Source organism: Crenobacter caeni, assembly GCF_010435965.1.
Taxonomy (GTDB): Bacteria; Pseudomonadota; Gammaproteobacteria; order Burkholderiales; family Chromobacteriaceae; genus Craterilacuibacter; species Craterilacuibacter caeni.
The window spans coordinates 45,073-67,106 of record NZ_JAAGAA010000014.1 but is presented as its reverse complement, the minus strand read 5'-3'; the positions used below and the strand labels follow the sequence as shown (position 1 = coordinate 67,106).

The 22,034-nt window shown below is 63.3% G+C and carries 23 protein-coding genes; 11 read left to right on the top strand and 12 right to left on the bottom strand.

Features of this window, described 5'->3' with window-relative positions:
- The 5 genes from ccoS to GZH52_RS14380 all read left to right on the top strand — a co-directional run bounded on the left by ccoS (window position 1) and on the right by GZH52_RS14380 (window position 7,103).
- On the top strand, window positions 1–186 hold the full coding sequence (gene ccoS, locus GZH52_RS14400; protein WP_163317423.1) for a cbb3-type cytochrome oxidase assembly protein CcoS: 186 nt from the start codon (window positions 1–3) through the stop codon (window positions 184–186).
- Between the two features lie 118 nt (window positions 187–304).
- Window positions 305–1,603 (top strand): NupC/NupG family nucleoside CNT transporter, encoded by a 1,299-nt coding sequence (locus tag GZH52_RS14395; RefSeq protein ID WP_163317421.1) that lies wholly within the window; start codon window positions 305–307, stop codon window positions 1,601–1,603.
- Between the two features lie 72 nt (window positions 1,604–1,675).
- Window positions 1,676–2,992 (top strand): MFS transporter, encoded by a 1,317-nt coding sequence (locus tag GZH52_RS14390; RefSeq protein WP_163317418.1) that lies wholly within the window; start codon window positions 1,676–1,678, stop codon window positions 2,990–2,992.
- Between the two features lie 165 nt (window positions 2,993–3,157).
- Window positions 3,158–4,588 (top strand): carbon starvation CstA family protein, encoded by a 1,431-nt coding sequence (locus GZH52_RS14385; RefSeq protein WP_163317416.1) that lies wholly within the window; start codon window positions 3,158–3,160, stop codon window positions 4,586–4,588.
- 106 nt (window positions 4,589–4,694) lie between these two features.
- Window positions 4,695–7,103 (top strand): sensor domain-containing protein, encoded by a 2,409-nt coding sequence (locus tag GZH52_RS14380; protein ID WP_163317414.1) that lies wholly within the window; start codon window positions 4,695–4,697, stop codon window positions 7,101–7,103.
- Here GZH52_RS14380 and GZH52_RS14375 read toward each other — a convergent pair.
- The gene (locus GZH52_RS14375; protein WP_163317412.1) at window positions 7,058–7,336 is read right to left on the bottom strand and encodes a hypothetical protein; all 279 of its coding nucleotides are present in this window, start codon (window positions 7,334–7,336) and stop codon (window positions 7,058–7,060) included. The two genes, GZH52_RS14380 and GZH52_RS14375, sit on opposite strands and share 46 nt — an antisense overlap.
- Window positions 7,337–7,485: 149 nt before the next feature.
- Between GZH52_RS14375 and GZH52_RS14370 the strand changes: the two genes are divergently transcribed.
- From GZH52_RS14370 to GZH52_RS14360, 3 genes are all read left to right on the top strand, one after another.
- Entirely contained in the window at window positions 7,486–8,682 is a 1,197-nt protein-coding gene (locus GZH52_RS14370) for a multidrug effflux MFS transporter (RefSeq protein ID WP_163317411.1), read from the top strand.
- 552 nt (window positions 8,683–9,234) lie between these two features.
- The gene (locus GZH52_RS17075) at window positions 9,235–10,788 is read left to right on the top strand and encodes an EAL domain-containing protein (RefSeq protein WP_163317409.1); all 1,554 of its coding nucleotides are present in this window, start codon (window positions 9,235–9,237) and stop codon (window positions 10,786–10,788) included.
- Between the two features lie 64 nt (window positions 10,789–10,852).
- Window positions 10,853–11,095 carry a multidrug effflux MFS transporter gene (locus GZH52_RS14360; protein WP_163317407.1) on the top strand — a complete coding sequence of 81 codons (243 nt, stop codon included), beginning with the start codon at window positions 10,853–10,855 and terminating at the stop codon, window positions 11,093–11,095.
- A gap of 243 nt (window positions 11,096–11,338) precedes the next feature.
- Here the strand turns inward: GZH52_RS14360 and GZH52_RS17130 are convergent, their stop codons facing one another.
- On the bottom strand, window positions 11,339–11,626 hold the full coding sequence (locus tag GZH52_RS17130) for a phage integrase N-terminal SAM-like domain-containing protein (RefSeq protein ID WP_163317405.1): 288 nt from the start codon (window positions 11,624–11,626) through the stop codon (window positions 11,339–11,341).
- A 117-nt stretch (window positions 11,627–11,743) separates the two neighbouring features.
- On the opposite strand from GZH52_RS17130, the gene GZH52_RS14350 reads away from it, so the two are divergent.
- The 3 genes from GZH52_RS14350 to GZH52_RS14340 all read left to right on the top strand — a co-directional run bounded on the left by GZH52_RS14350 (window position 11,744) and on the right by GZH52_RS14340 (window position 13,831).
- Entirely contained in the window at window positions 11,744–12,379 is a 636-nt protein-coding gene (locus tag GZH52_RS14350; protein ID WP_163317403.1) for a hypothetical protein, read from the top strand.
- A gap of 74 nt (window positions 12,380–12,453) precedes the next feature.
- On the top strand, window positions 12,454–12,762 hold the full coding sequence (locus tag GZH52_RS14345) for a hypothetical protein (RefSeq protein WP_163317401.1): 309 nt from the start codon (window positions 12,454–12,456) through the stop codon (window positions 12,760–12,762).
- Window positions 12,763–12,847: 85 nt separating this feature from the next.
- Window positions 12,848–13,831 (top strand): hypothetical protein, encoded by a 984-nt coding sequence (locus GZH52_RS14340; protein ID WP_163317399.1) that lies wholly within the window; start codon window positions 12,848–12,850, stop codon window positions 13,829–13,831.
- 4 nt (window positions 13,832–13,835) lie between these two features.
- Here the strand turns inward: GZH52_RS14340 and nagZ are convergent, their stop codons facing one another.
- The 10 genes from nagZ to lepA form a co-directional block, all read right to left on the bottom strand.
- Window positions 13,836–14,921 (bottom strand): beta-N-acetylhexosaminidase, encoded by a 1,086-nt coding sequence (gene nagZ, locus GZH52_RS14335; protein ID WP_163317397.1) that lies wholly within the window; start codon window positions 14,919–14,921, stop codon window positions 13,836–13,838.
- A 23-nt stretch (window positions 14,922–14,944) separates the two neighbouring features.
- Entirely contained in the window at window positions 14,945–15,325 is a 381-nt protein-coding gene (gene acpS, locus GZH52_RS14330; RefSeq protein WP_163317395.1) for a holo-ACP synthase, read from the bottom strand.
- Window positions 15,322–16,047 (bottom strand): pyridoxine 5'-phosphate synthase, encoded by a 726-nt coding sequence (pdxJ, locus tag GZH52_RS14325; protein ID WP_163317521.1) that lies wholly within the window; start codon window positions 16,045–16,047, stop codon window positions 15,322–15,324. The genes acpS and pdxJ overlap by 4 nt, the downstream gene beginning before the upstream one ends.
- Before the next feature lie 18 nt (window positions 16,048–16,065).
- On the bottom strand, window positions 16,066–16,836 hold the full coding sequence (gene recO, locus GZH52_RS14320) for a DNA repair protein RecO (RefSeq protein ID WP_349290663.1): 771 nt from the start codon (window positions 16,834–16,836) through the stop codon (window positions 16,066–16,068).
- Window positions 16,821–17,147, bottom strand: coding sequence for an antibiotic biosynthesis monooxygenase family protein (locus GZH52_RS14315; RefSeq protein ID WP_163317393.1), 327 nt, complete (start codon window positions 17,145–17,147; stop codon window positions 16,821–16,823). The genes recO and GZH52_RS14315 overlap by 16 nt, the downstream gene beginning before the upstream one ends.
- A gap of 3 nt (window positions 17,148–17,150) precedes the next feature.
- The gene (gene era / locus GZH52_RS14310; RefSeq protein ID WP_163317391.1) at window positions 17,151–18,041 is read right to left on the bottom strand and encodes a GTPase Era; all 891 of its coding nucleotides are present in this window, start codon (window positions 18,039–18,041) and stop codon (window positions 17,151–17,153) included.
- On the bottom strand, window positions 18,038–18,745 hold the full coding sequence (rnc, locus tag GZH52_RS14305; protein WP_163317389.1) for a ribonuclease III: 708 nt from the start codon (window positions 18,743–18,745) through the stop codon (window positions 18,038–18,040). Before rnc ends, era begins: the two co-directional genes overlap by 4 nt.
- Entirely contained in the window at window positions 18,742–19,155 is a 414-nt protein-coding gene (locus GZH52_RS14300; RefSeq protein WP_163317387.1) for a DUF4845 domain-containing protein, read from the bottom strand. The genes rnc and GZH52_RS14300 overlap by 4 nt, the downstream gene beginning before the upstream one ends.
- 87 nt (window positions 19,156–19,242) lie before the next feature.
- On the bottom strand, window positions 19,243–20,205 hold the full coding sequence (lepB, locus tag GZH52_RS14295; protein ID WP_163317517.1) for a signal peptidase I: 963 nt from the start codon (window positions 20,203–20,205) through the stop codon (window positions 19,243–19,245).
- Between the two features lie 18 nt (window positions 20,206–20,223).
- A complete protein-coding gene (gene lepA, locus GZH52_RS14290) occupies window positions 20,224–22,017 on the bottom strand; it encodes a translation elongation factor 4 (RefSeq protein WP_136551274.1) in 1,794 nt (597 codons plus the stop codon).
- Between the last annotated feature and the right edge of the window lie 17 nt (window positions 22,018–22,034).

Here is a 22,034-nt window from a genome sequence, read left to right as displayed (position 1 = left end):
ATGGAAAGCCTGTACCTGCTGATTCCGCTGAGTCTCGTCCTCGCCTTCCTGATCGGCGGCCTGTTCTGGTGGGCGACCCGCTCGGGCCAGTTCGACGACCTCGAAGGGCCGGCACACCGCATGATGATGGACGACGACAGTCCGCAACAAACCGACAAAAACAAAACCAAAAACATAAATAATTAAGCATGTGTAGCACTTTGGTCTAAAAGAAGGGGAGGCGTGCGCATCGACGCCACAAGGGTCCGGCTCTTCGTGTAGAATCCGCGCACTTTTTTTCACCCCCCCTGCGGACCAGCGAACCATGCACACCCTCCAAGCCCTGATCGGCATGCTGTTCCTGATCGGCGTGGCCTACGCGGCATCCACCAACCGCAAGGCCATCAACTGGCGCATCGTCGGCGCCGGCCTGCTGATCCAGAGCGCCCTGTTTGTCCTGATCACCTACGTCCCCGCGGTCAACGGCGTGTTCAGCGCCGTCGGTACCGGCTTCGCCAGGCTATTGTCGTTCGCCGGCGAAGGCGCCGGTTTCGTGTTCGGCGACCTGGCCAACCCGGCCAAGTTCGGCTTCATCTTCGCCTTCGTCGTGCTGCCGGTGATCGTGTTCTTCTCGGCACTGACCGCCCTGCTCTACCACCTGGGCATCCTGCAGCGCGTGGTCGCCGGCATGGCGTGGTTCATGAAGCGCACCATGAAGCTGTCCGGCCCGGAAAGCCTGACCGTCGCCGGCAACATCTTCCTCGGCCAGACCGAGGCACCGCTGTTGATCCGTCCTTATATCCGCCACATGACCAAGTCCGAACTCGCCTGCGTGATGGTCGCCGGCATGTCGACGCTGGCCGGCGGCGTGCTCGCCGCCTACGTGAGCTTCCTGGGCGGCGCCGACACCGCCGAGCAGGCCAAGTTCGCGACCATGTTGCTGACCGCTTCGTTCATGAACGCGCCGGCGGCGGTGGTGTTCGCCAAGATCATGTTCCCAGAGGACGACGCCGAGCACGAATCCGGCCAGGACGCGCACGAGGCGGACGAGCCGGAAGGCAGCACCTTCATCAGCGCGATTGTCGGCGGCGCGTTCGACGGCGCCAAGATGGCGACCGCGATCGCGACCATCCTGATCGCCATCGTCTCGCTGATCGCGATGATCAACTTCGTGCTCAAAGACGGCCTGGGCGACGCCATCGGCGTGAACGCGCTGATCGCCAGCACCACCGGCGGCGTGTTCGACGGCCTGACCCTGCAGTATCTGTTCGGCCAGGTATTCCGCGTGTTCGCGTTCATGATGGGGGTGAGCTGGGCGGAGAGCCTGCAGGTGGGTTCGCTGATCGGCCAGAAGATCGTGCTCAACGAGTTCATCGCCTACCTCGACCTTGCCAAACTGAAGGAAGCCGGCGCGCTGTCGCCGCAGGCGATCCTGATCTCGACCTTCGCGCTGTCCAGCTTCTCGAACTTCGGCTCGGTCGGCATCTCGGTCGCCGGCATCGGCGCGCTGGCGCCGAACAAGCAGAAGACGCTGGCGCAGATCGGCATGCGCGCGCTGCTGGCCGCCGTGATGGCGGGCTTCATGACCGCGACCATCGCCGGCCTGTGGCTGTCCGTGCTGTAAGCCTTCTCGGCTGACAACACGAGGGGGAAGCGGCTACCATGCCGCTTCCCTCTTTTTTCGACCGGACCCGCCGTGCAGGCTTCGTTCAGCTTCTTCTCCACCAGCCGCTTCCTGCCGCTCTTCTCGACGCAATTTCTCGGTGCGTTCAACGACAACCTGCTCAAGACCGCGATCGTGGTGATGATCAGCTACCAGGGCTTGTCGATGGCGGGGCTGGGGCCTGCCATGCTCGTCAACGTGTGCGCGGGCGTGTTCATCCTGCCCTACTTCCTGTTCTCGGCCAGCGCCGGCAAGCTCTCCGAAAAGATCGACAAGGCGGTGCTCGCCCGCGCGATCAAGCTCGCCGAGATCCTGATCATGGCACTGGCCGCCGTCGGCTTCTGGCGCGCGTCCGCGCCGCTACTGATCGGCGCCCTCTTCCTGATGGGCGTGCACTCGACCTTCTTCGGCCCGCTCAAGTACTCGGTGCTGCCGCAGTACCTGAAGGCGCGCGAGCTGGTCGGCGGCAACGGGCTGATCGAGATGGGCACCTTTCTCGCGATCCTGCTCGGGCAGATCGGCGGCAGCGTACTGATCCAGCACGGCCACCTGGCGATCACCCTGCTGCTCTGCGCCGTCGCGCTCGCCGGCTACGCGGCCAGCCGCGCGATGCCGCCTGCGCCGCCCTCCAGTCCCGACATCAGGCTCTCGTTCAATATCGCCGACGACACCGCGACGCTGGTTTCCCGCGCGTGGCGGATGCGCGACGTGCGCGCGGCCATCCTCGGCATCTCGTGGTTCTGGCTGATGGGCTCGGTGTACACCACCCAGTTGCCGACCTTCACCCGCCTGAATCTCGGCGGCGACGCCGACGTCTACACGCTGATGCTCGCGCTATTTTCGCTGGGCATAGGCTTGGGCTCCGTCGTGTGCGCCAAGCTCTCGCAGGGCAAGCTGCAACTGGGGCTGGTGCTTTTGGGCAGCGCCGGCATGAGTGTGTTCGGCCTCGATTTGGCCCTTGCCGCGTACACCCCGCACCAGGGCCCGCTGCTTTCGCTTGGCGAGTATCTGGTGCAGCCGGGGCATCTGCGCGAAATGGCCGCGCTGACCCTGCTCGGTTTCTTCGGCGGCTTCTTCACCGTGCCGCTTTACACCTGGCTGCAGACGGCGAGCCCGGACGACTTCCGCTCGCAGGCGATCGCCGTCAACAACATCGTCAACGGCCTCTATATGGTGCTCGCCGCCGCCTTGAGCGTCGCCGTGCTCGCGCTGACCGACAACATCGCGCTCCTGCTCGCCGGCGCAGCCGTGCTCAACCTGCTCGCCTGCGCGCACCTTGTCGCGTGCGCGCCGCGCATCTGGCAAGAACGCGGCGCGTGGCTTTCGGCGCTCAAACGCGCGCCGCGCTAGCGCCATTTGCGCCAGATCATAACAAGAACAAAGCACTTGCTTTATTTTTGCCGAGCGCCGGCCTTTGCCGGCGTCATGCCTGCCGCCCCGCACCTTGCGTGCGACCAGAGCCGACAAAGGCCACCGGGCGGCCTCTACATCGGTCGAAATAAAGGAAAGATCCCCATGATCTGGTTTCTCATCGCCTGTGGCCTGCTGATCGGCGGCTACTTCATTTACGGCGCCTTCGTCGAACGCGTGTTCGGCCCCAAACCCGCGCGGGCCACCCCCGCCGCCAGCCACGCAGACGGCGTCGACTACGTCGAAATGCCGACCGCCAAGGTCTGGCTGATCCAGCTTTTGAACATCGCCGGCATCGGCCCGATCTTCGGCCCCATCCTCGGCGCGCTGTACGGCCCGGTCGCCATGCTGTGGATCGTGTTCGGCTGCATCTTCGCCGGCGCCGTGCATGACTACTTCTCCGGGATGCTCAGCGTGCGCGCCGGCGGCGCGTCGGTGCCGGCAGTGGTCGGCCAGCACCTGGGAGGCGTGGTGCGCCAGTTCATGAACGCGTTCGCGCTCTTGCTGCTGATGCTGGTCGGCGTGGTGTTCGTGCTGAGCCCGGCCGGCCTGCTGGCCAACCTGACCGGCACCGAGGTCGCGATCTGGACCGCGGTGATCTTCGCCTACTACATCCTCGCCACCGTGGTGCCGGTCGACAAGATCATCGGCCGCGTCTATCCCTTCTTCGGCGCGCTGCTGCTGTTCATGTCGGTCAGCCTGATCGTCGGCCTCGCGCTGTCCGACCACAGTTTCTACTCGGCCGGCCTCGACTTCGGCACCAACATGCACCCGGGCGAGCTGCCCCTGTGGCCGCTGCTCTTCATCACCATCGCCTGCGGCGCGCTGTCGGGCTTCCACGCGACGCAGTCGCCGCTGATGGCCCGCTGCATGGCCAACGAGAAGCACGGCCGCTTCGTGTTCTACGGCGCGATGATCGGCGAGGGCGTGATCGCGCTGATCTGGTGCACGCTCGGCCTGTCGTTCTACGACAGCCCGGCGGCGATGCAGGCAAGCATGGCCGCCGGCGGCCCGGCCAAGGTCGTGCACGAGGTGTCGACCTCGCTGCTGGGCATGACCGGTGGCGTGCTCGCCGTGCTCGGCGTGATCGTGCTGCCGATCACCTCGGGCGACACCGCGTTCCGCTCGGCGCGCCTGATCGTCGCCGAACTCATCAAACTGCCGCAAAAGGCGATCGGCAAGCGCATGCTCATCGCGGTGCCGATGTTCGCCGTCGGCCTCGCGCTCAGCTACGTCGACTTCAACGTGATCTGGCGCTACTTCGGCTGGGCCAACCAGGCGACCGCCAGCATCATGCTGTGGACCGCCGCTGCCTACCTGATGCGCCACGGCAAGTTCCACTGGATCTGCACCGTACCTGCCCTGTTCATGAGCGCGGTGTGCATCACTTATCTTGCCAACGCGAAGATCGGCTTCGGCCTTGACCTGACCACCTCGACGGTGATCGGCGTCGCCGGCGCCATCGCGCTTGCCGTGCTGTTCTTCGTCAAGGTGCGCCGCTGCGACGCGGCGATCGCCGCCGAACAGCAGGCATGAACGACCTTAACGGGCGGCATGGCGCCGCCCGTTAATGACATCAGGATGGACAGAACCCCGATTCAGCCTTAAATTGGCCATTATTCCCCCTGTCCGACAATGGCCAATGCAGCCCCAGCCTCCTTCCCCCTACCCGCTCGCCTTTGCACTGAACCCCTGCGCGCAACTGATCGTCGACGCAGCGGGCCTCATCGTCGCGGCTAACCAAGCGGCCTGCCGCCTGCTGGGCGCCGGGGAAGAGGCGCTCTGCGGCATGTCCTGCGCGCCCTTGCCGGCCAACGCCAGCGAGCGCGCACTGGACGGCGGATGGCGCCTGATCATGCTCAGGCCCGAGTGCGCACAGACGTCTGCCGGGCTGCCCATGCACGTGGGCAAGGCGGTGCTCGAACTGCTCGCGCACGGCGCGCCGCTCACCCAAGTACTCACCGACCTCGCCTTGGGCATCGAACGCGCGAACCCCGCGGTGCGCGCCAGCATCCTGTTGCTCGCGCGCGACGGGCGCCACCTGCTGCTGGGCGCCGCGCCCAGCCTGCCCGCCTTCTACAACGAGGCCGTGCACGGCCTCGCAATCGGCGACGGCGTCGGCGCCTGCGGCACCGCCGCCGCGCGCGGCGAGCGCGTCATCGTCGAGGACATCGCCACCCACCCCTACTGGGCCGCCTATACCGCGCTTGCGCGCGCCGCCGACCTCGCCGCGTGCTGGTCGGAACCCGTCGTCAGCCCGGAGGGCAAGGTGCTCGGCACCTTCGCGCTCTACCACGCACGCCCGGCCTCGCCCAGCGACGCCGACATCGCGACGATCACCGAGGCCGCCCACCTCGCCTCGGTCGCCATCGAGCGCAGCCGCATCCTCGAGGCGATGCAGCTGTCCGACCTGATCCTGCGTTCCAGCAGCGAGGCGATGCTGGTGATGGACGACACGCGGCGCATCCAGACGGTCAACCCCGCGTTCACCGCGCTGACCGGCTACCCGGAATGCGAGGCGGTCGGCCTGGACGCGCGCGTGCTGCGCGGCCCGTCCAACCGGCCCGAACGCATTGCCGCGGTCGACACGGAATTGAACAGCAAGGGACGCTGGCAGGGCGAATTCTGGCTGGCGACGCGGGACGGCGCCGAGTTTCCGGCGCGGCTGACGCTGGACACCGTCACGCACGGCAGCAACACCCACACCGTCGCCATCTTCTCCGACTTCTCGCAAAAAAAGGCCGCCGAGCGGGCAGTCTGGCAGCAGGCCAACCACGACAACCTGACCGGGCTGCCCAACCGCCGCCACCTGCTCGACCGCCTTGCGCGCCAGCTCTCTGCCGGCGAAGGCAGGCTGGCGGTGCTGTTCGTCGACCTCGACCACTTCAAGACGGTGAACGACAGCCAGGGGCACGGCGCGGGCGACGCACTGCTAGTCGAAGCGGGACAACGCCTGCTCGCGTGCGTGCGCGGCGGCGACATGGTCGCGCGCATCGGCGGCGACGAATTCGTCGTACTGGTGGCGGAAGCCGACACGGTGCAGGCCGGCCGCCTCGCCGAGCGCATCCTCGACGCCTTGTGCCGGCCCTTCGTGCTGGGCGGCGAGGCCTGCCATATCAGCGCCAGCGTCGGCGTCGCGCTGCACGACGCGCGTGCCGGCGTCGACGCCGAGACGCTGCTCGGACAGGCCGACCTTGCGATGTACGCGGCCAAGCAGCAGGGGCGCAACAGCGCGCATTTTTACGTGGAAACCCTGCAGCAGGCGGCGCTTGAGCGCTCGCAATTGCTGCGCGAACTACGCGACGCACTCAGGCGCCAGGCGTTCACGCTGGTCTACCAGCCCGTCGTCGAGCTCGCTACCGGCCGCATCCGCAAGGCCGAGGCGCTGCTGCGCTGGCGGAACGACGCGGGCGAGTCGGTCAGCCCCGAGCGCTTCATCCCGCTGGCCGAAGAGGCCGGGCTGATGCCCGAGATCGGCGAGTGGGTGCTGCAGCAGGCGGCAAGGCAAGCCGCGCGCTGGCGCCGGCTGGACCCCGGCTTCGTGGTCAGCGTCAATGTCTCGCCGGTGCAGTTCAGGCGCGAGCGCAGCAGCGTGCCGCTCACCGAGACCATCGCGGCGCTCTCCGGCATCGCCGTCGAGATCACCGAAGGCGTGCTGCTCGACGCCGACCCTGCCGTGCAGGCACAACTGTTGCGCCTGCGCGACGCCGGCGTCGAGGTGGCGATCGACGACTTCGGCACCGGCTACTCGTCGCTCGCCTACCTGCAGAAGTTCGACATCGACAGCCTGAAGATCGACCGCCGCTTCGTGCAACACCTACACCTGAGCGGCGTCGACCTCGCCCTGTGCGAAGCGATCATCGTGATGGCGCACAAGCTGGGCTTAAGCGTGGTCGCCGAGGGGGTGGAGTGCGAAACGCAGCGCGCGCTGCTCGCGCGTGCCGGCTGCGACTACGGCCAGGGCTTCCTGTTCTCGCCGGGCGTACCCGCCGACGCGCTGACCGCTCAGCTGGTTGCCTGCCGCGCCGCCGAGACTTCGAGCGCGCCGTAACCGAGCGCCTCGCGCCGCGAGCACAGCGGCGCGAGCGCCGCACGGTCGAGCGTCGCGAGCACCGCCTCGGGCTCGGGCTTGCCGTGCCACCAAAAGAGCCACAGCGCGTCGCGCGGCGGCCACATCCACAGCACGCGCTGGTAGCACACACCGCCCGCCTCCAGCGTTTCGGGCTCGCGCCCGACCTCGCGCCACTGCCCGTCCAGCGGGCCGCCGACCAACAGGATACGCATGCTGCCTCCTCGTGATTGTTCCGCTTTATCGTCGCACGCCCGGCGCCGGGCGCCCTTGCCCGTCGTCAACAAAAAAGCAGCCGCTACCTGGCAAGGCAGGGCAAACGCAAAACCGGTAGAATCGGACACCGCCTGACCACTGGAAACCCATGCCCCGCCCCGTCCCGTCGCTCGCCATCATCCTCGCTGCCCTCGGCACCCTCGGACCCTTCGCGATCGACACCTTCCTGCCGGCGATGCCGGCGATCGCAGGCGCCTTGTCCGTCGATGAAACGCAGACGCCGCTGATCCTCTCTGCCTATATGGCAAGCTTCGGGCTGATGATGCTGTGGCACGGCGCGATTGCCGACGCCATCGGCCGCCGCCCGGTGCTGCTCGCCGGCACCTTCTGCTACGCGCTCGCCGCGCTGGGCTGCACCTTCGCCGACAGCTTCGGTGAACTCATCGCCTTCCGCGTGCTGCAGGGGGTCAGCGGCGGGGTCGGCCTGATCGTCGGGCGCGCCATCATCCGCGACTGCTATCAGGGCATTGCCGCGCAAAAGCTAATGTCGCAGGTGACCATGCTGTTCGCGCTCTCCCCGGCGATGGCGCCGGTGATCGGCGGCTGGCTGTACTCGGCCTTCGGCTGGCGCGCGGTGTTCGCCTTCATGGCGGTGGTCGGCGCCGTGCTGTTCGTGATGTGCGTGACTGCGCTGCCCGAGACGCACCCGGTAGAAAAACGCACGCCGCTGGCCGCGCGCGCGCTCCTCGCCAACTACCGCGCCGTCGCGATCAACCCGCGCTTCCGGCTCTATACCGTCGCGGTCAGCCTGAACTTCGTCGGCTTCTTCGTCTACGTGCCGTCCGCCCCGGCCATGCTGATCGGCCAGTTGGGGCTCGGCCCCAACGACTTTTTGTGGCTGTTCGGCCCGGCGGTCGCCGGCATGATCGCCGGCGCCTGGTTGTCCGGGCGTGCCGCCGGCCGCTTTACCGCGCGGCAGGCGGTCAACGCGGGCTACGCGATGATGCTCGCGGCCGCGCTCGCCAGCGTCGTCCACGCGCTCCTGTTCCCGCCTGCGCTGCCGGCCAGCGTGCTGCTGATCGGGCTTTACACCATGGGGATGTCGCTCGCCGCGCCGTCGATCACGCTGGCCATCCTCGATTTGTTCCCCGCCCAGCGCGGCACCGCCTCCTCGATGCAGGGCTTCGTGCAGACGCTGACCGGCGCCGTCGTCGCCGGCGCGCTCGCCCCGCTGATCTGGCACAGCGTGACGCTGCTGGCCGCCGCGTCGCTCGCTTTCGCCGCGCTGGGCCTCGTGTTCGTCCGCCTCGCCCGCCGACACGCGCCGCCGACCCCGGCGTCCTGAACAACAAGCGCTGCCAGTTGCAGCGCTTGCCCCCCAGCGACCACGCGCACCAGGGCGACGCCGGCGAAGTCGTGCCCCACCCCCGCATCACGTAGCGGCTCGCAATTGTCACGCGCGCAAGGATGGCGCTGCATTGCCCCCCGCCGCGCAGGTGCGCGCGTACAACGGGCGCACATCACGGGCGCCCATGCCGTTACCGCGCGGATTGCCCCAAACGCCGGAAGGGGCCGCCGCCCGCAAGCATGAAGTGCGCTCCGGGCAAGACTGGGTCGGCGCGCGTTCCCCGGGCAGGACGCCTGACCGGGCATGTTTGCGCCGAGCCGTTCGTCACGCACAGGCCCGATACCACCGGGCTGCGTGTGCCGCGCTGCCACGGATGGTTTTCCGGGTTTGCTGCCGCACCAAGCGCAAGCACGGAATTTTCAATTGGCAAACCGATACCACAAAAACAAACAAGCGCCAGTCAGCCAAACAAATCCTTACCGCTAATTCTATTTTTGATTATGGTAATATAAAAACAAACAGACATTAAACAAAAAACGCAAAATGTTAGTGCACACCAATAGCAAAATAAAAGCGGTTATCATATCGGCAGCAGCCGGCATCTGTGTCCAGATCGTCGGCGTCACCATCATTTGGAACGTCTTCTTCAGGCACGTAGAAAATCACATCCAGAGCGAGCAAGCCAATAACCTTGAAAGATTCGAAGATTATATTGGCGGGCTGCGGTTCGCCGCCGAAAAAGCACATGTAATCTCGCTTGGCCTGCCAAAGAGAGGATGCGAGCTAGTCATTGATGAATTGAGGCTGATGCTAGCCTCCATGCCCAACGTCAATGCAATCGGGGTGTCTGACCTGAGCAGCGGTCGAATGTGCGGAACCACGGTTGGCGATGCCGCCTTGACCCGCGAAGTGCTAAAAATGCAGGATGGCATGTATGGCGCACTGCAATTCAGCGACCACAACAATGTAAAATCTTCTTATGTTTATTACCGGAAAATGCTGGGCGACTACATGGCCTGGGCCCTGCTGCCGGCAAGCAAATTCTCCCCGAAAAACGGCAGGCATGGAAATGTAAAGGTGCTGTTAGGCGGACAAAACCTGCAGACCGACAGAAAGCAAAACCAGGACAGCGCCAATCAAAAACATTACAGCTACAGCCACGAAGTATCGTCAGCTAAATACCCGATAAAAATATTGAATCAATTCACCGACGCGGAAATGAAGTATTGGTTTTTTGACAAGTGCAAATGGTATCTACTCTCCCTGCTCGCCTTGTCCGTCTCCATCAGCGTGGCGACCTTGCTTTTCATAACAAGGTCACTCCCAATAGCCAGCCTGTTTACTGCAGGGGTAGAGAATGACGAATTCGAACCTTGCCTGCAGCCAATCGTGGATGCCAGGACTGGCAGATGGGTCGGCGCCGAGGTTTTGATTAGCTGGCCCCAGGCGCCAAGCGGGGCAAGGACGCCTGACATCTTCATCCCCATGGCAGAAAACTTTGGGCATATAGAAGATATCACCTGGCAAGCAATGAGAAAGACCGCGCACGCATTGCGCAACATGACGTGCCCCGACAATTTTTTCATATCATTCAACGCTAGCAGGGAATTGATATCCAACCCCTTATTTGCCAGGGAGTGCCGACACTTCCTTGAGTCCTTCAAGGCCAACAATAACAAACCAACATTATGCATCGAAATCACCGAACGGGACGATAGCAGCAGCGAAATACCCTACCCCGCATTGGTGGACTTTTCCCGCATGGGCGTCAAGTTTACCGTAGACAACTTCGGAGCCGGATACAGCAATATCGAATCACTGAAGACAACAAACCTGATCGACAAGATCAAGATCGGAAAAATCTTTATTGATCAAGTCGACCAGTTTAAAAACAACATTCTTTTGGACGCCATTTTTTCACTTGCCGAAGCCGTGAAGCTGAACATCATTGCAGACGGTGTAAAAACAGAGTATCAGCAAAAAAAATTACTGGAAAAGAGAATCAACATCCAGCAGGGGCCATTGTACTCACCGCCAATCCAGGCCTCTGGGTTTATCGCGGCATTGCAGAACAATCTAATTAAAACCGCAATGAACAATTAGGCACCCTCTGCTTCCAAAACTTTCAGGGCCGTTGCCGCCGATCGGGATTTAAACCATAGGAGAAGTGCTGGCTGCGCCGTCGATCACGCTGAGCATCCTAGATTTATTCCCCGCGCAACGCGGCACCGCGTCCTCGATGCAGGGCTTCGTGCAGACGCTGACCGGCGCCGTGATCGCCGGCGCCCTAGCCCCGCTGATCTGGCACAGCGTGACGCTGCTGGCCGCCGCGTCGCTCACCTTCTCAGCGCTGGGCCTCATGTTCGTCCGCCTCGCGCGCCGCCACGCGCCACCGACGCCGGCGTCTTGAAACTACCAACAAAAAACGCTGCCGATGGCAGCGTTTTTTGTTGGTAATGCAGTCGTTTGCCGGACATCAGGCGGTGGCGCGCCAGCTGCAGGCTGGCTGCTTCTTCGCCGACCCGTACAGCTTTTGGCAACGGGGCTGCAACGAGCATTTGAACGGGCTGGTACGACAACACTGACCGAAAGGAAAGACCGATTTTACGAAAGTGACGCAGACGGAGCTGGACGAGGTCGAGCGGAAGTTGAATCATCGACCGAGAAATCGGCTTGGCTGGCATTCGCCAGCCAAGGTCTTCCACGGGGGCAAGCCGGCCTGCAGCGCGTTCCACTTACTTTTTGAATCTACCAATCCGCAGACCTCTGCAGCCCCCATCTCGCGAGGGTGCCGATGATAGTGAAAGCGCAAAAAGCGCCGTACCCAATAGACGTATTGCTGCTCGGTGCGCAGGCTGTAATGCCTGACTCGCAGCGTCTCGCGCAACACATCGAGCAAGCGTGGCGCGGCAGTCCCATCTGGCTGTGTACTTTCAGGCATTGGCAAACCCAATGGCTTGTAAAACAATGAGAAATACGCATATCATACCGAGTTATACACACAGACAAACCAAATATACACCTACAAAGGTGTATATTTCACGCTAGATTGCTGATCATGAATGACCCAAGAACCGAACCACTTTTAGAATGGAACAGGCTCGCCAGAGAGAACACGGAGAATGCCATTGTTTCCTCTATGTTCGAGGCAACAGCCCAATCAAGCACTTCAGTTGAGAGCTTCTCGACTTGGCTTTTAGTTGGTACGGCAGCTGTTGCGTCATTCTTCATTACTAATGCGCAAGGAATCCTACCCTTTATAGGCAAAGAAGGGTTCTTGGTATGTGGTGCATTCCTATGTGGCTCCTGCTTTTTTGGCCTTCTCTCCAAGATTTATGCCCTCAGCTGCAAGATCGGAATTGAGGTTGGTGCATCCATTCGTAAAACCTTTCTAGAACATCTTGATAAGCATGAAGCAGAGGAAGAAAAAATTAATGAAAGTGCTGAGCATTGGGGAATCACCCTAGAAACGGGCGTCCGTATTGAGCGTATTCTTCATGAGTATTACTCTCCACAGCCAAAATATGTTGGGTGGCTAGCCTTCAGGCATTTTAAAAAGAATCAAGGCAATCCTCAGATTGGCCATTTACTTTCTATTAGAGCTCTTCACAAGCAAGGGTTATTCACAAGCTTACAGGCACTTTCAGTTCTTGGCTTTCTAATTGCTGGGTTCGTGTATGTAGCCGCAATCTAACAAGTCAATGCAGCCGACCCCGTACCGGGGCGGCTGATTTCCAACGTCAGGTAAAAGCATAAGGAGTCAGTTAAATGACTAGAAAACAGAAGGGAAAATGCCCATTCTGCCTAGAAAGCATCACTCCCGTTCTAATTGAAGAAAACACAATCCGTCGTGATAAGTGTAAATGCCCAAAATGCGACGAAGAAATTTATCTCTGTCGTTCTCCGGGGTGCCATGATTTTGCAAAAGGCACATCAGTTTATGATCACGAGCTCTGCCCTTCTTGCACTGATTCTGTTTCTTCAGCAGCTGGCGAGGTCGGGAAAGCTGCCCTCAAAGTTGGCGGAGCTGTTCTAACCGCAGTTCTAGTAGCTGCAGCAAGCAAAAAGAATAAATAGCCTTTTACCTAACAAGTCGTCCAAGCCGATGCCTAACGGCGCGACTTAACTCCAACGTTAGCGCTCAACACACAAGGAGTCTTAGTTGATCGATTTCATTCTGAAAAACAAAGAATGGTTATTTTCCGGTGTAGGAGTGAGTGCCATATTGGTAATTGGAGGCTGGCTATTTAAGCGTTCTAGGTCGGAGCCAATTTCAACCCAACCAAACCCCACTTCAGCGGTGCGGGTGGAAGTTGTTCAAACGCAACCTCTACCTGCTAAAAACATTCAGCCGAATTCAGAAGTCGCAAGCATCGTCAAGCGGTTCAACCAAGTTCTCGACCTGCTGAACGAGAAGAGAACTTATGGCAAATACACCATTGCTGGCTTGGCACAGCTGATGAAACTTCACTCCGTCGGCGAACTTGAGTGTGTGTTTCTTGGCAACAAAGAACCGTCATTTGAATTTATTGACCATTTTTGCGCCACATTTGGGGTAAATCGAAACTGGCTTATTGAGGGAAAGGAAGCACCTTTCAGAGAATCCGGCGGAACACATTTCGATCCGCTAGATTACTTGGATGAAATTGAGGCTCTGGCACCAAACAGGCTCTATTTCATTAGGTCGGCATCGGAAGCGGGAGAAGTCTTTCTGCTGCTTAAGTTGTCCGACTACAAGTACAAGATTGTCAGTCGAGTCTGGCACATTAGTGCCCATGTTGGCGCTGGTGGCCAAAGTCAAATATTCGGAATGTACCGACTAATACTGGCACTCCAAAAGAGTCGACTCAGCACCTCCTGCGGAGGAAGAATTCTGCCGGAAGATAAGTTCAACGATCTTCTCAGCGGAGAAGTATTTCCAGGATCGGTAATCGATTTTCCAGCGCAAGAAAATCCATGGTGGGATGACTTCGTCGATGTTCACCATAAATATCCGATTTCATCGAGCTACGAGGCGTGGTACGGAAAAGGGTTTATGGCTGCCCAATCAATAGTTCGCTGGAAGCTAAAGGAGAATACGGAGCGTCAAAGCGCTAACAATTTGCTCAACTCGGACGCGCCGTCAAGCGGCGCGCCGGTTAGCTAGTACGTTAGCTCGCCTCCCCCACCGCGACGCCGTGGCAGGCTTCCGGCGGGATGGACAGCGCGGCGACGCGCGCGCGCTTGGCGGCGAAAGCCTCAGTCTGGCAATGCGCGCGCCAGGCGTCCGGCGTGCCCTGCCCCTGCATGCGTGCGAGGCGCGCGGCGAGTGCCGGCAGCGCGGGCGGCTGCAGGGTCGCCAGCAATTCGTCGGCCAAATCCGGCTGGTTGCACACCAGCACCATGTCGCAGCCGGCGGCAAACGCCGCGTCGGCGCGCGCGCCGATATTGCCGACGCCGGCGGCGCCTTCCATGGTCAAATCGTCCGAGAAGATCACCCCGTCAAAACCCAGCTCGGTGCGCAGGATGTCCTGCAGCCACACGCGCGAGAAGCCGGCCGGCAGGCTGTCGACCGCCGGGTAGACCACGTGCGCCGGCATCACCGAAGTCATGCCGGCGGCGGCGAGCGCGGCGAAGGGCTTGAGGTCGTCGGCCCTGAGTGCATCGAGGCTGCGCGCGTCGACCGGGATCACGTGGTGGCTGTCGCCCTCGACAAAACCGTGACCGGGAAAATGCTTGCCGCAGCTGCCCATGCCGCCGGCGGCGAGGCCCTGCTGCAAGGCCACCGCCAGCTGGGTGACCACCTGCGGGTCGCGGTGGAAGCTGCGGTTGCCGATCACCGCGCATTGGCCCCAGTCAAGGTCCAGCACCGGCGTGAACGAGAGGTCGACCCCACAGGCGGCAAGCTCCGCCGCGAGCACTTCGCCGACGTCATGCGTGAGCGCGAGCGCCGCTTGCGGGTCGGCGTCAAACGCCTCGCCCAGCATCTGCATCGGCGGCAGGCGGGTGAAACCGGGCAGGAAGCGCTGCACGCGCCCGCCTTCGTGGTCGACCGCGATCAAGAGGTGCGGCGAGCGCAGCGCGCGGATTTCGGCGGTCAGCGCCATCAGCTGCTCGACCGACTCGAAGTTGCGGCGGAACAGGATCACGCCGCCGATGAGCGGGTGGCAAAGGCGCGCGCGCTCGGCGGCTGTCATGGTGCAGCCTGCGATATCGGCCATCACCGGGCCGCGCGGCAGCTTAAGAGTGGTATCCATCTGGGTATCCTTGGGCTTTGCGTTCACGGCGACTCGGCGACGACGAACGCGAGCGCGTGCGTCGTCTCGTCGCTGACGGAGAGGTGCAGCCGCGCGACGCCGCGCGCGGCGACGAAGGCGGCAAGTTCGGGCGACAGTTCAAACAGCGGCTTGCCCAGCGCGTCGTGGCCGACGGCGATGGCGGTAAGCAGCACCGGCGCGCGCACGCCGGTGCCCAGCGCCTTGGCCAGCGCCTCCTTGGCGGCGAAGCGCTTGGCGAGAAAGCGCGCCGGCTCGGCGCTGGCGGCAAAGTCGGCCTGTTCGGATGGCGCAAGCAGGCGCCGGCCGACAGCCAGCCCCCTGCGCGCGATCATCGCCTCGAAGCGGTCGATCCGCGCCAAATCGGTGCCGACGCCGACGATCATTCGCCGCGGCGCCCTTCGAGCATCAACTGCTTCATTTCCTTGACCGCCGCCGGGAAGCCGACGAACAGCGCGTGCGACACCAGCGCGTGGCCGATATTGAGTTCGGCGATTTCGGCGATGGCCGCCACCGGCTTCACGTTGTGGTAGGAGAGGCCGTGGCCGGCGTTGACGACGAAGCCCAGGTGGTCGGCGAACACCGCCGCCTCGCGGATGCGGGCAAGTTCGGCCAGTTGCTGCTTGCCGTGCGCGTCGGCGTAGGCGCCGGTGTGCAGTTCGATCACGCGCGCGCCGGTGTCAAAGCCCGCCTCGATCTGCGCGCGGTCGGCGTCGATGAACAGCGACACGCGGATCCCCTCGCCTTGCAGCACGCTGGTGAAGCGCTTGACCTCGTCGAAGTAGCGGATCACGTCGAGGCCGCCCTCGGTGGTCAGCTCCTCGCGCTTTTCCGGCACTAGGCACACGTCTTGCGGCATCACCTTGAGCGCGTTCTCCAGCATCTCTTCGGTCAGCGCCATCTCGAGGTTCATCCGCGTCTTGATCACCTGGCGCATCGCGAACACGTCGGCGTCCTGGATGTGGCGCCTGTCTTCGCGCAGGTGCAGGGTGATCAGGTCGGCGCCCGCGCTCTCGGCGACCAGCGCCGCCTCGATGGGGCTCGGGTAGCGGGTGCCGCGCGCCTGGCGCAAGGTGGCAACGTGGTCGATGTTCACGCCCAACTGGATCATGCTGAGTCTCCGTTCTTAGAGGGGCGGCGCGGGCAAGGGCTCCGGCGCCACCAAGGATGGGTCTGGCAGAAGCGCACGGCTGGCCAGGTGCGCGTCGCCCAGGATATTCGCGAGCATCAGGCGGGTGACCTGCCGCGCCTCGCGCCGGCTGTGCGCGTCGGCGAGCACGCCGCCGGCAAGCGCGAGCAGGGTCGAGCCGCGCACCACCGCGTGCTCGGCGGGCAAGGCGCCGCCTTCCCAGCGCTCGGGCGAGGCGTCGGCGTGCACGCGGTAGAGCGCGCCAGCGTCCAGCGGCACGCCTGCGGCGTCGCTTAAGAGCGCGGGTGCGTAACCCTGCGCCTGCAAGAGCTTGATCTCATAGCGGCGCAGCACCGCCGCGTGCGATGCGCCGGGGGACGAGAGCGCGCGCACCGCCTCGTCGTACGCAGCGAACAGCGCGTCGGAAGGCTCGTCGCGCACGCTCAGCCTCACCGTCAATTCGTTGAGATAGAAGCCGCACACCAGCGCCTGACCGGACAGCATGCGCACGCCGCCGACCCAGTCGGCGCCGTGTACGGTCTTCACCTCGTTCTTGCCGAACCAGGACAGGCGCAGCGGCTGGAACGGCATCAACAGCCCGCGCAGCTCGGCACGCGGGCGGCGCGCACCGCGCGCGACCAGGGCGACGCGGCCGTAGGCGGCGGTCAGCACGTCCAGCAGCAGGCTGGTTTCGCGGTAGGGCTGCGCGTGCAGGATATACGCGCGCTGCTTGTCGACCTTGCCCGGCTGCATCAGCCGTGCGTCCACGCGTGGTCGCGTTCGACGCGCGCCACCCGGGTAAACAGGGCCGTGTACCAGCGCGCGTAGCCTTCGGCCTGCGCAAGGCGATGGCGGCCTTCAGCCTTCCACGCGGCAATCGCCTCTTCGCTTGCCCAGTACGACACGGTGATGCCGAAGCCGTCCGCCCCGCGCACGCTCTCGACGCCGAGAAAGCCCGGCTGACACGCGGCCAACTCGACCATCTGGTCGGCGACGCGCGCGTAATCCGCGTCGACGTCGCTGCGTTGATTGGTGAAGATCACCGCCCAGTAAGGCGGCTTGGGCGTTTGCGCGAACATCGCTCAGTCGAGGCCGAATTCCTTCAGGAAGCGCACGTCGTCGGCCCAGCCCGACTTCACCTTGACCCACACCTCGAGGTAGACCTTGGTGTCGAACAGGGCCTCCATGTCGAGGCGCGCCTCGGTCGAGATCTTCTTAAGCTTCTCGCCGCCCTTGCCAATCACGATGGGCTTCTGCCCTTCCTTGTCGACCAGGATCGCCACGTGGATGCGGTAGAGCGCGCCGTCGACCTCGAACGACTCGACCTCGACGTTCATCGAGTACGGCAGCTCCTCGCCCAGGTAGCGGAACAGCTTCTCGCGCACGATCTCGGCGGCGAGGAAGCGCTGGCTCTTGTCGGTGACCATGTCTTCCGGGTAGAGCGGCACCGACTCGGGCAGCAAGGGCTCGACCTTGGCCAAGAGCTCGCTCAGGCGCTGGCCGTGCTTGGCGCTGACCACCTCGGCGTCGGCGAAGTTGAATTCGGCGCGCACGTCGTCGATGAAGTTGGCGAGCTCGACCTTGTCTTTGGCCTTGTCGACCTTGTTCACCACCAGGATCACCGGGATGTTCTTCGGCAGCAGCGCCATCACCTCGCGGTCGGCGGCGGAGAAGCGCTTGGCCTCGACCACGAACAGCACGCAGTCGACGTTGGACAGGGTGTCCTTGACGCTCTTGTTCAGCGCCTCGTTCAGCGCGCCCTTGTGGAAGGTCTGGAAGCCCGGCGTGTCGACGAACACGAACTGCGCGGCATCCGCCGTGTGGATGCCGGTGACGCGGTGGCGGGTGGTCTGCGCCTTCTTGGAGGTGATGCTGATCTTCTGGCCGATCAGGTGGTTCATCAGCGTCGACTTGCCGACGTTGGGACGGCCGACGATCGCGACAAAGCCGCAGCGGAAATCGGTTTCGCTCATTTGCTGCCTTTCTTGAACACGGACTCCAGACGCTCGAGCGCGGCCTCGGCGGCCTGTTGCTCGGCACCGCGACGGCTGCTGCCCTCGCCGGTGGTGTCGATGCCCAAGTCGCCCAGTTCGCAGGCGACGATAAAGTGTTGTTCGTGTGCCTCGCCGCTTTGCGAGACGATGCGGTAGCGCGGCAGGGGGTAGCGCCTCGCCTGCAGCGCTTCTTGCAGGCGGGTCTTGGCGTCCTTGGCGTGGCGGGTCGGGTCGATCGCGGCGACGCGCGCATCATACAGGCGCCGCACCACCGCCTCGGCAGTGCTGAAGTCGGCGTCGAAGGAGACGGCGGCGAAGGTCGCCTCCAGCGCGTCGGCGAGGATGGACGGCCGGTTGAAGCCGCCGCTCTTGAGCTCGCCCTCGCCCAGGTACAGCTCGTCGCCCAGCTTGAGCACGACGGCGATCTCGCTGAGCGTCTGCTGGTTGACGAGGTTGGCGCGCAAGCGCGAGAGCTCGCCCTCGCTCAGCGCGGGGAAGCGGTCGTACAGCATGCGGGCGACGGTGTAGTTGAGGATGCTGTCGCCGATGAATTCCAGCCGCTCGTTGTTCGGCGTGCCGAAGCTGCGGTGGGTCAGCGCCTGGCGCAGCCAGGCAGGTTCGGTAAAGCGGTAGCCGATGGCGTCGCTCAGCCGCCGGAACCGGGTATCACGTTGTTGGGTCACTGTAGGATTTGCTCGCCGGCCTTGTTGCCGGCTTTCACGTTGAAATCAAAGACGAGGCTTACGTTGTAGGCCAGCGGCACCTCGCGGCGCCACGCGGCCTGGATCACCGGGCTCACGCCGGCCGGCGCGACGATCAACAGGTCGTTCGCGCGCACCGACTTGATGTCGGCGACGCCGGCGCGCTGGGTGAAGTCCTTGCGCACGCCCCATTCGCCTTCGCGCGCGGGTTCCTTGACCATGTCGTTCAGTGCGTTCTTCACTTCGAAATATTCGGCGTACACCGGCACGACCTTGAAGAAGGTCAGCAGCACGGTGCCCGCGACCAGCAGGAAAGCGAGCAAGGACATCAGGGAAAGGCCGGCTTGGCGGTGGCGCATGGTGTCTCCGGTCAGGGTTGGGTAGGCGTCCATTCTAAACGTCCTCGGCGCTTTGCGCATGCGGCTACAAAAAGACAGACCCCGCCTGCGCGGGGTCTGCCGGCCGCCGGGACGGGCGCTTTAGTGGATCTTCTGGCCGATGCGCGAGAAGTCCTTGAAGTTCATCCAGATCAGGAAGGCCTTGCCGACCAAGAGGTCGTCGGACACGAAGCCCCAGTAGCGGCTGTCCAGGCTGTTGTCGCGGTTGTCGCCCAGCATGAAGTAGTGGCCGTCCGGCACCTTGCAGGTGAAGCCGTCTTCCTCGTACTTGCAGTTGTCGCGGTACGGGAAGTCGCGCACCTGCTGCGGGTCGTACACCGGCGTGTCCGGCGTGGTCACCACCTTGTAGCTGCGCGGTTGAGGCGCACTCGGCAGCTTCTCGACGAACTGGTCGGTGCGGATCATCGCGAGGCCCTGCTCGAGGTACTCGTAAGTACCGTCGTCGACGTCCGGCACGCTCTGCCCGTTGATGGTCAGGCGCTTGTTGCGGTACTCGACGGTGTCGCCGGGCAGGCCGATCACGCGCTTGATGTAGTCGACCCGCGGATTGGGCGGGAAGTTGAACACCACCACGTCGCCGCGCGCCACTTCGCCCACCGGCACCATCACCTTGTTGAGCACCGGCACGCGCAGGCCGTAGTCGAACTTGTTGACGAGGATGAAGTCGCCGACCACCAGCCCCGGCCGCATCGAGCTGGACGGGATCTGGAACGGCTCGACCACGAAGGCGCGCAGCAGGAACACCACCAGGATGATCGGGAAGAAGCCCTTGGCGTTGTCGATCACGTGGCCCGGCTCCTCGCCCGGCGCGCGGCGGCGCGCGAGGTAGAAGCGGTCGAGCGCCCAGCCGAAACCGGTGATCAGCACGATCACCAGCATCACCGCGCTGAAGCTCATCCAGTTGGACAGCACGCCGAAGAAACCGGCCAACAGCAGGATGTAGCCCCACTGCACCGACGCCGGCCACTCCTTCTCGCCGGGCGCCTTGTGCTTGCCGCCGGAGGCGATCATCAGCACGCCGGCGACCATCGCCACCACGAACATCCAGAAATAGCCGGCCACTTACTTGTCCCCTACCTGCAAGATGGCGAGGAACGCAGTCTGCGGAATTTCCACGTTGCCCACCTGCTTCATGCGTTTCTTACCGGCCTTCTGCTTTTCGAGCAGCTTGCGCTTACGGGTGATGTCGCCGCCGTAGCACTTGGCCAGCACGTTCTTGCGCAAGGCCTTGATCGTCTCGCGCGCGATGATGTGCGCGCCGATCGCCGCCTGCACCGCGATGTCGAACATCTGGCGCGGAATCAGCTCGCGCATCTTGGCGGCCACCGCGCGGCCGCGGAACTGCGCGCTCTGGCGGTGCACGATCAGGCTCAGCGCGTCGACCTTCTCGCCGTTGACGAGGATGTCGAGCTTGACGAGGTCGGACGCCTGGTACTCCTTGAACTCGTAGTCGAGCGACGCGTAGCCGCGGCTGGTCGACTTGAGCTTGTCGAAGAAGTCCATCACCACTTCGTTCATCGGCAAGTCGTAGGTGAGCATCACCTGGCGGCCGAGGTACTGCATATTCTGCTGCACGCCGCGCTTCTGGTTGCACAGCGTCATCACCGAACCGACGAACTCCTGCGGCAGCAGGATGTGCGCGGTGATGATGGGCTCGCGCAGTTCCTCGACCTTGGACGGGTCGGGCAACTTGGACGGGTTCTCCACGTGGATCACCTCGCCGTCCTTCATCAGGAGCTCGTACACCACCGTCGGCGCGGTGGTAATCAGGTCCATGTCGAACTCGCGCTCGAGGCGCTCCTGCACGATCTCCAGGTGCAGAAGACCGAGGAAGCCGCAGCGGAAGCCGAAGCCCAGCGCCTGCGACACTTCCGGCTCGAACTTGAGCGAGGCGTCGTTCAGCTGCAGCTTCTCCAGCGCGTCGCGCAGGTTGTCGTAGTCGTGGCTCTCTACCGGGTAGAGGCCGGCGAACACCTGCGACTGCACTTCCTTGAAGCCGGGCAGCGCTTCGCTTGCCGGCGTCTTCACCAGCGTGATGGTGTCGCCGACCTTGGCCGACTTGATGTCCTTGATGCCGGCGATGATGAAGCCCACCTCGCCCGCCTTCAGTTCCTGGCGCTGAACCGACTTCGGGGTAAACACGCCGACCTGCTCGACCAGGTGCTCGGCGCCGGTGGCCATGAACTTGATCTTGTCCTTCGGGCGGACCACGCCGTCCTTGACGCGCACCAGCATCACCACGCCAACGTAGTTGTCGAACCACGAGTCGACGATCAGTGCCTTGAGCGGCGCAGCCTCGTCGCCAGTCGGCGGCGGGATCTTGGCGATCACGGTCTCGAGGATGTCCTCGATGCCGATGCCGCTCTTGGCGGACGCGCGCACGGCGTCGGTCGCCTCGATGCCGATGATGTCCTCGATCTCCTGCGCCACGCGCTCGGGCTCGGCCGCCGGCAGGTCGATCTTGTTGAGCACCGGCACCACCTCGACGCCGAGGTCGATCGCGGTGTAGCAGTTGGCGACGGTCTGCGCCTCGACGCCTTGCGAGGCGTCGACCACCAAGAGCGCGCCCTCGCACGCGGACAGCGAACGGCTGACCTCGTAGCTGAAGTCGACGTGTCCGGGGGTGTCGATCAGGTTCAGGTTGTAGACCTGGCCGTCACGCGCCTTGTAATGCAGCGCAGCGGTCTGCGCCTTGATGGTGATGCCGCGCTCTTTCTCGATATCCATCGAGTCGAGCACCTGCGCGCTCATTTCGCGCAGCTCGAGACCGCCGCAGAACTGGATGAAGCGGTCGGCCAGCGTCGACTTGCCGTGGTCGATGTGGGCAATGATCGAAAAATTACGGATATGTTTCATCGGCTCGCAGGCAAAAA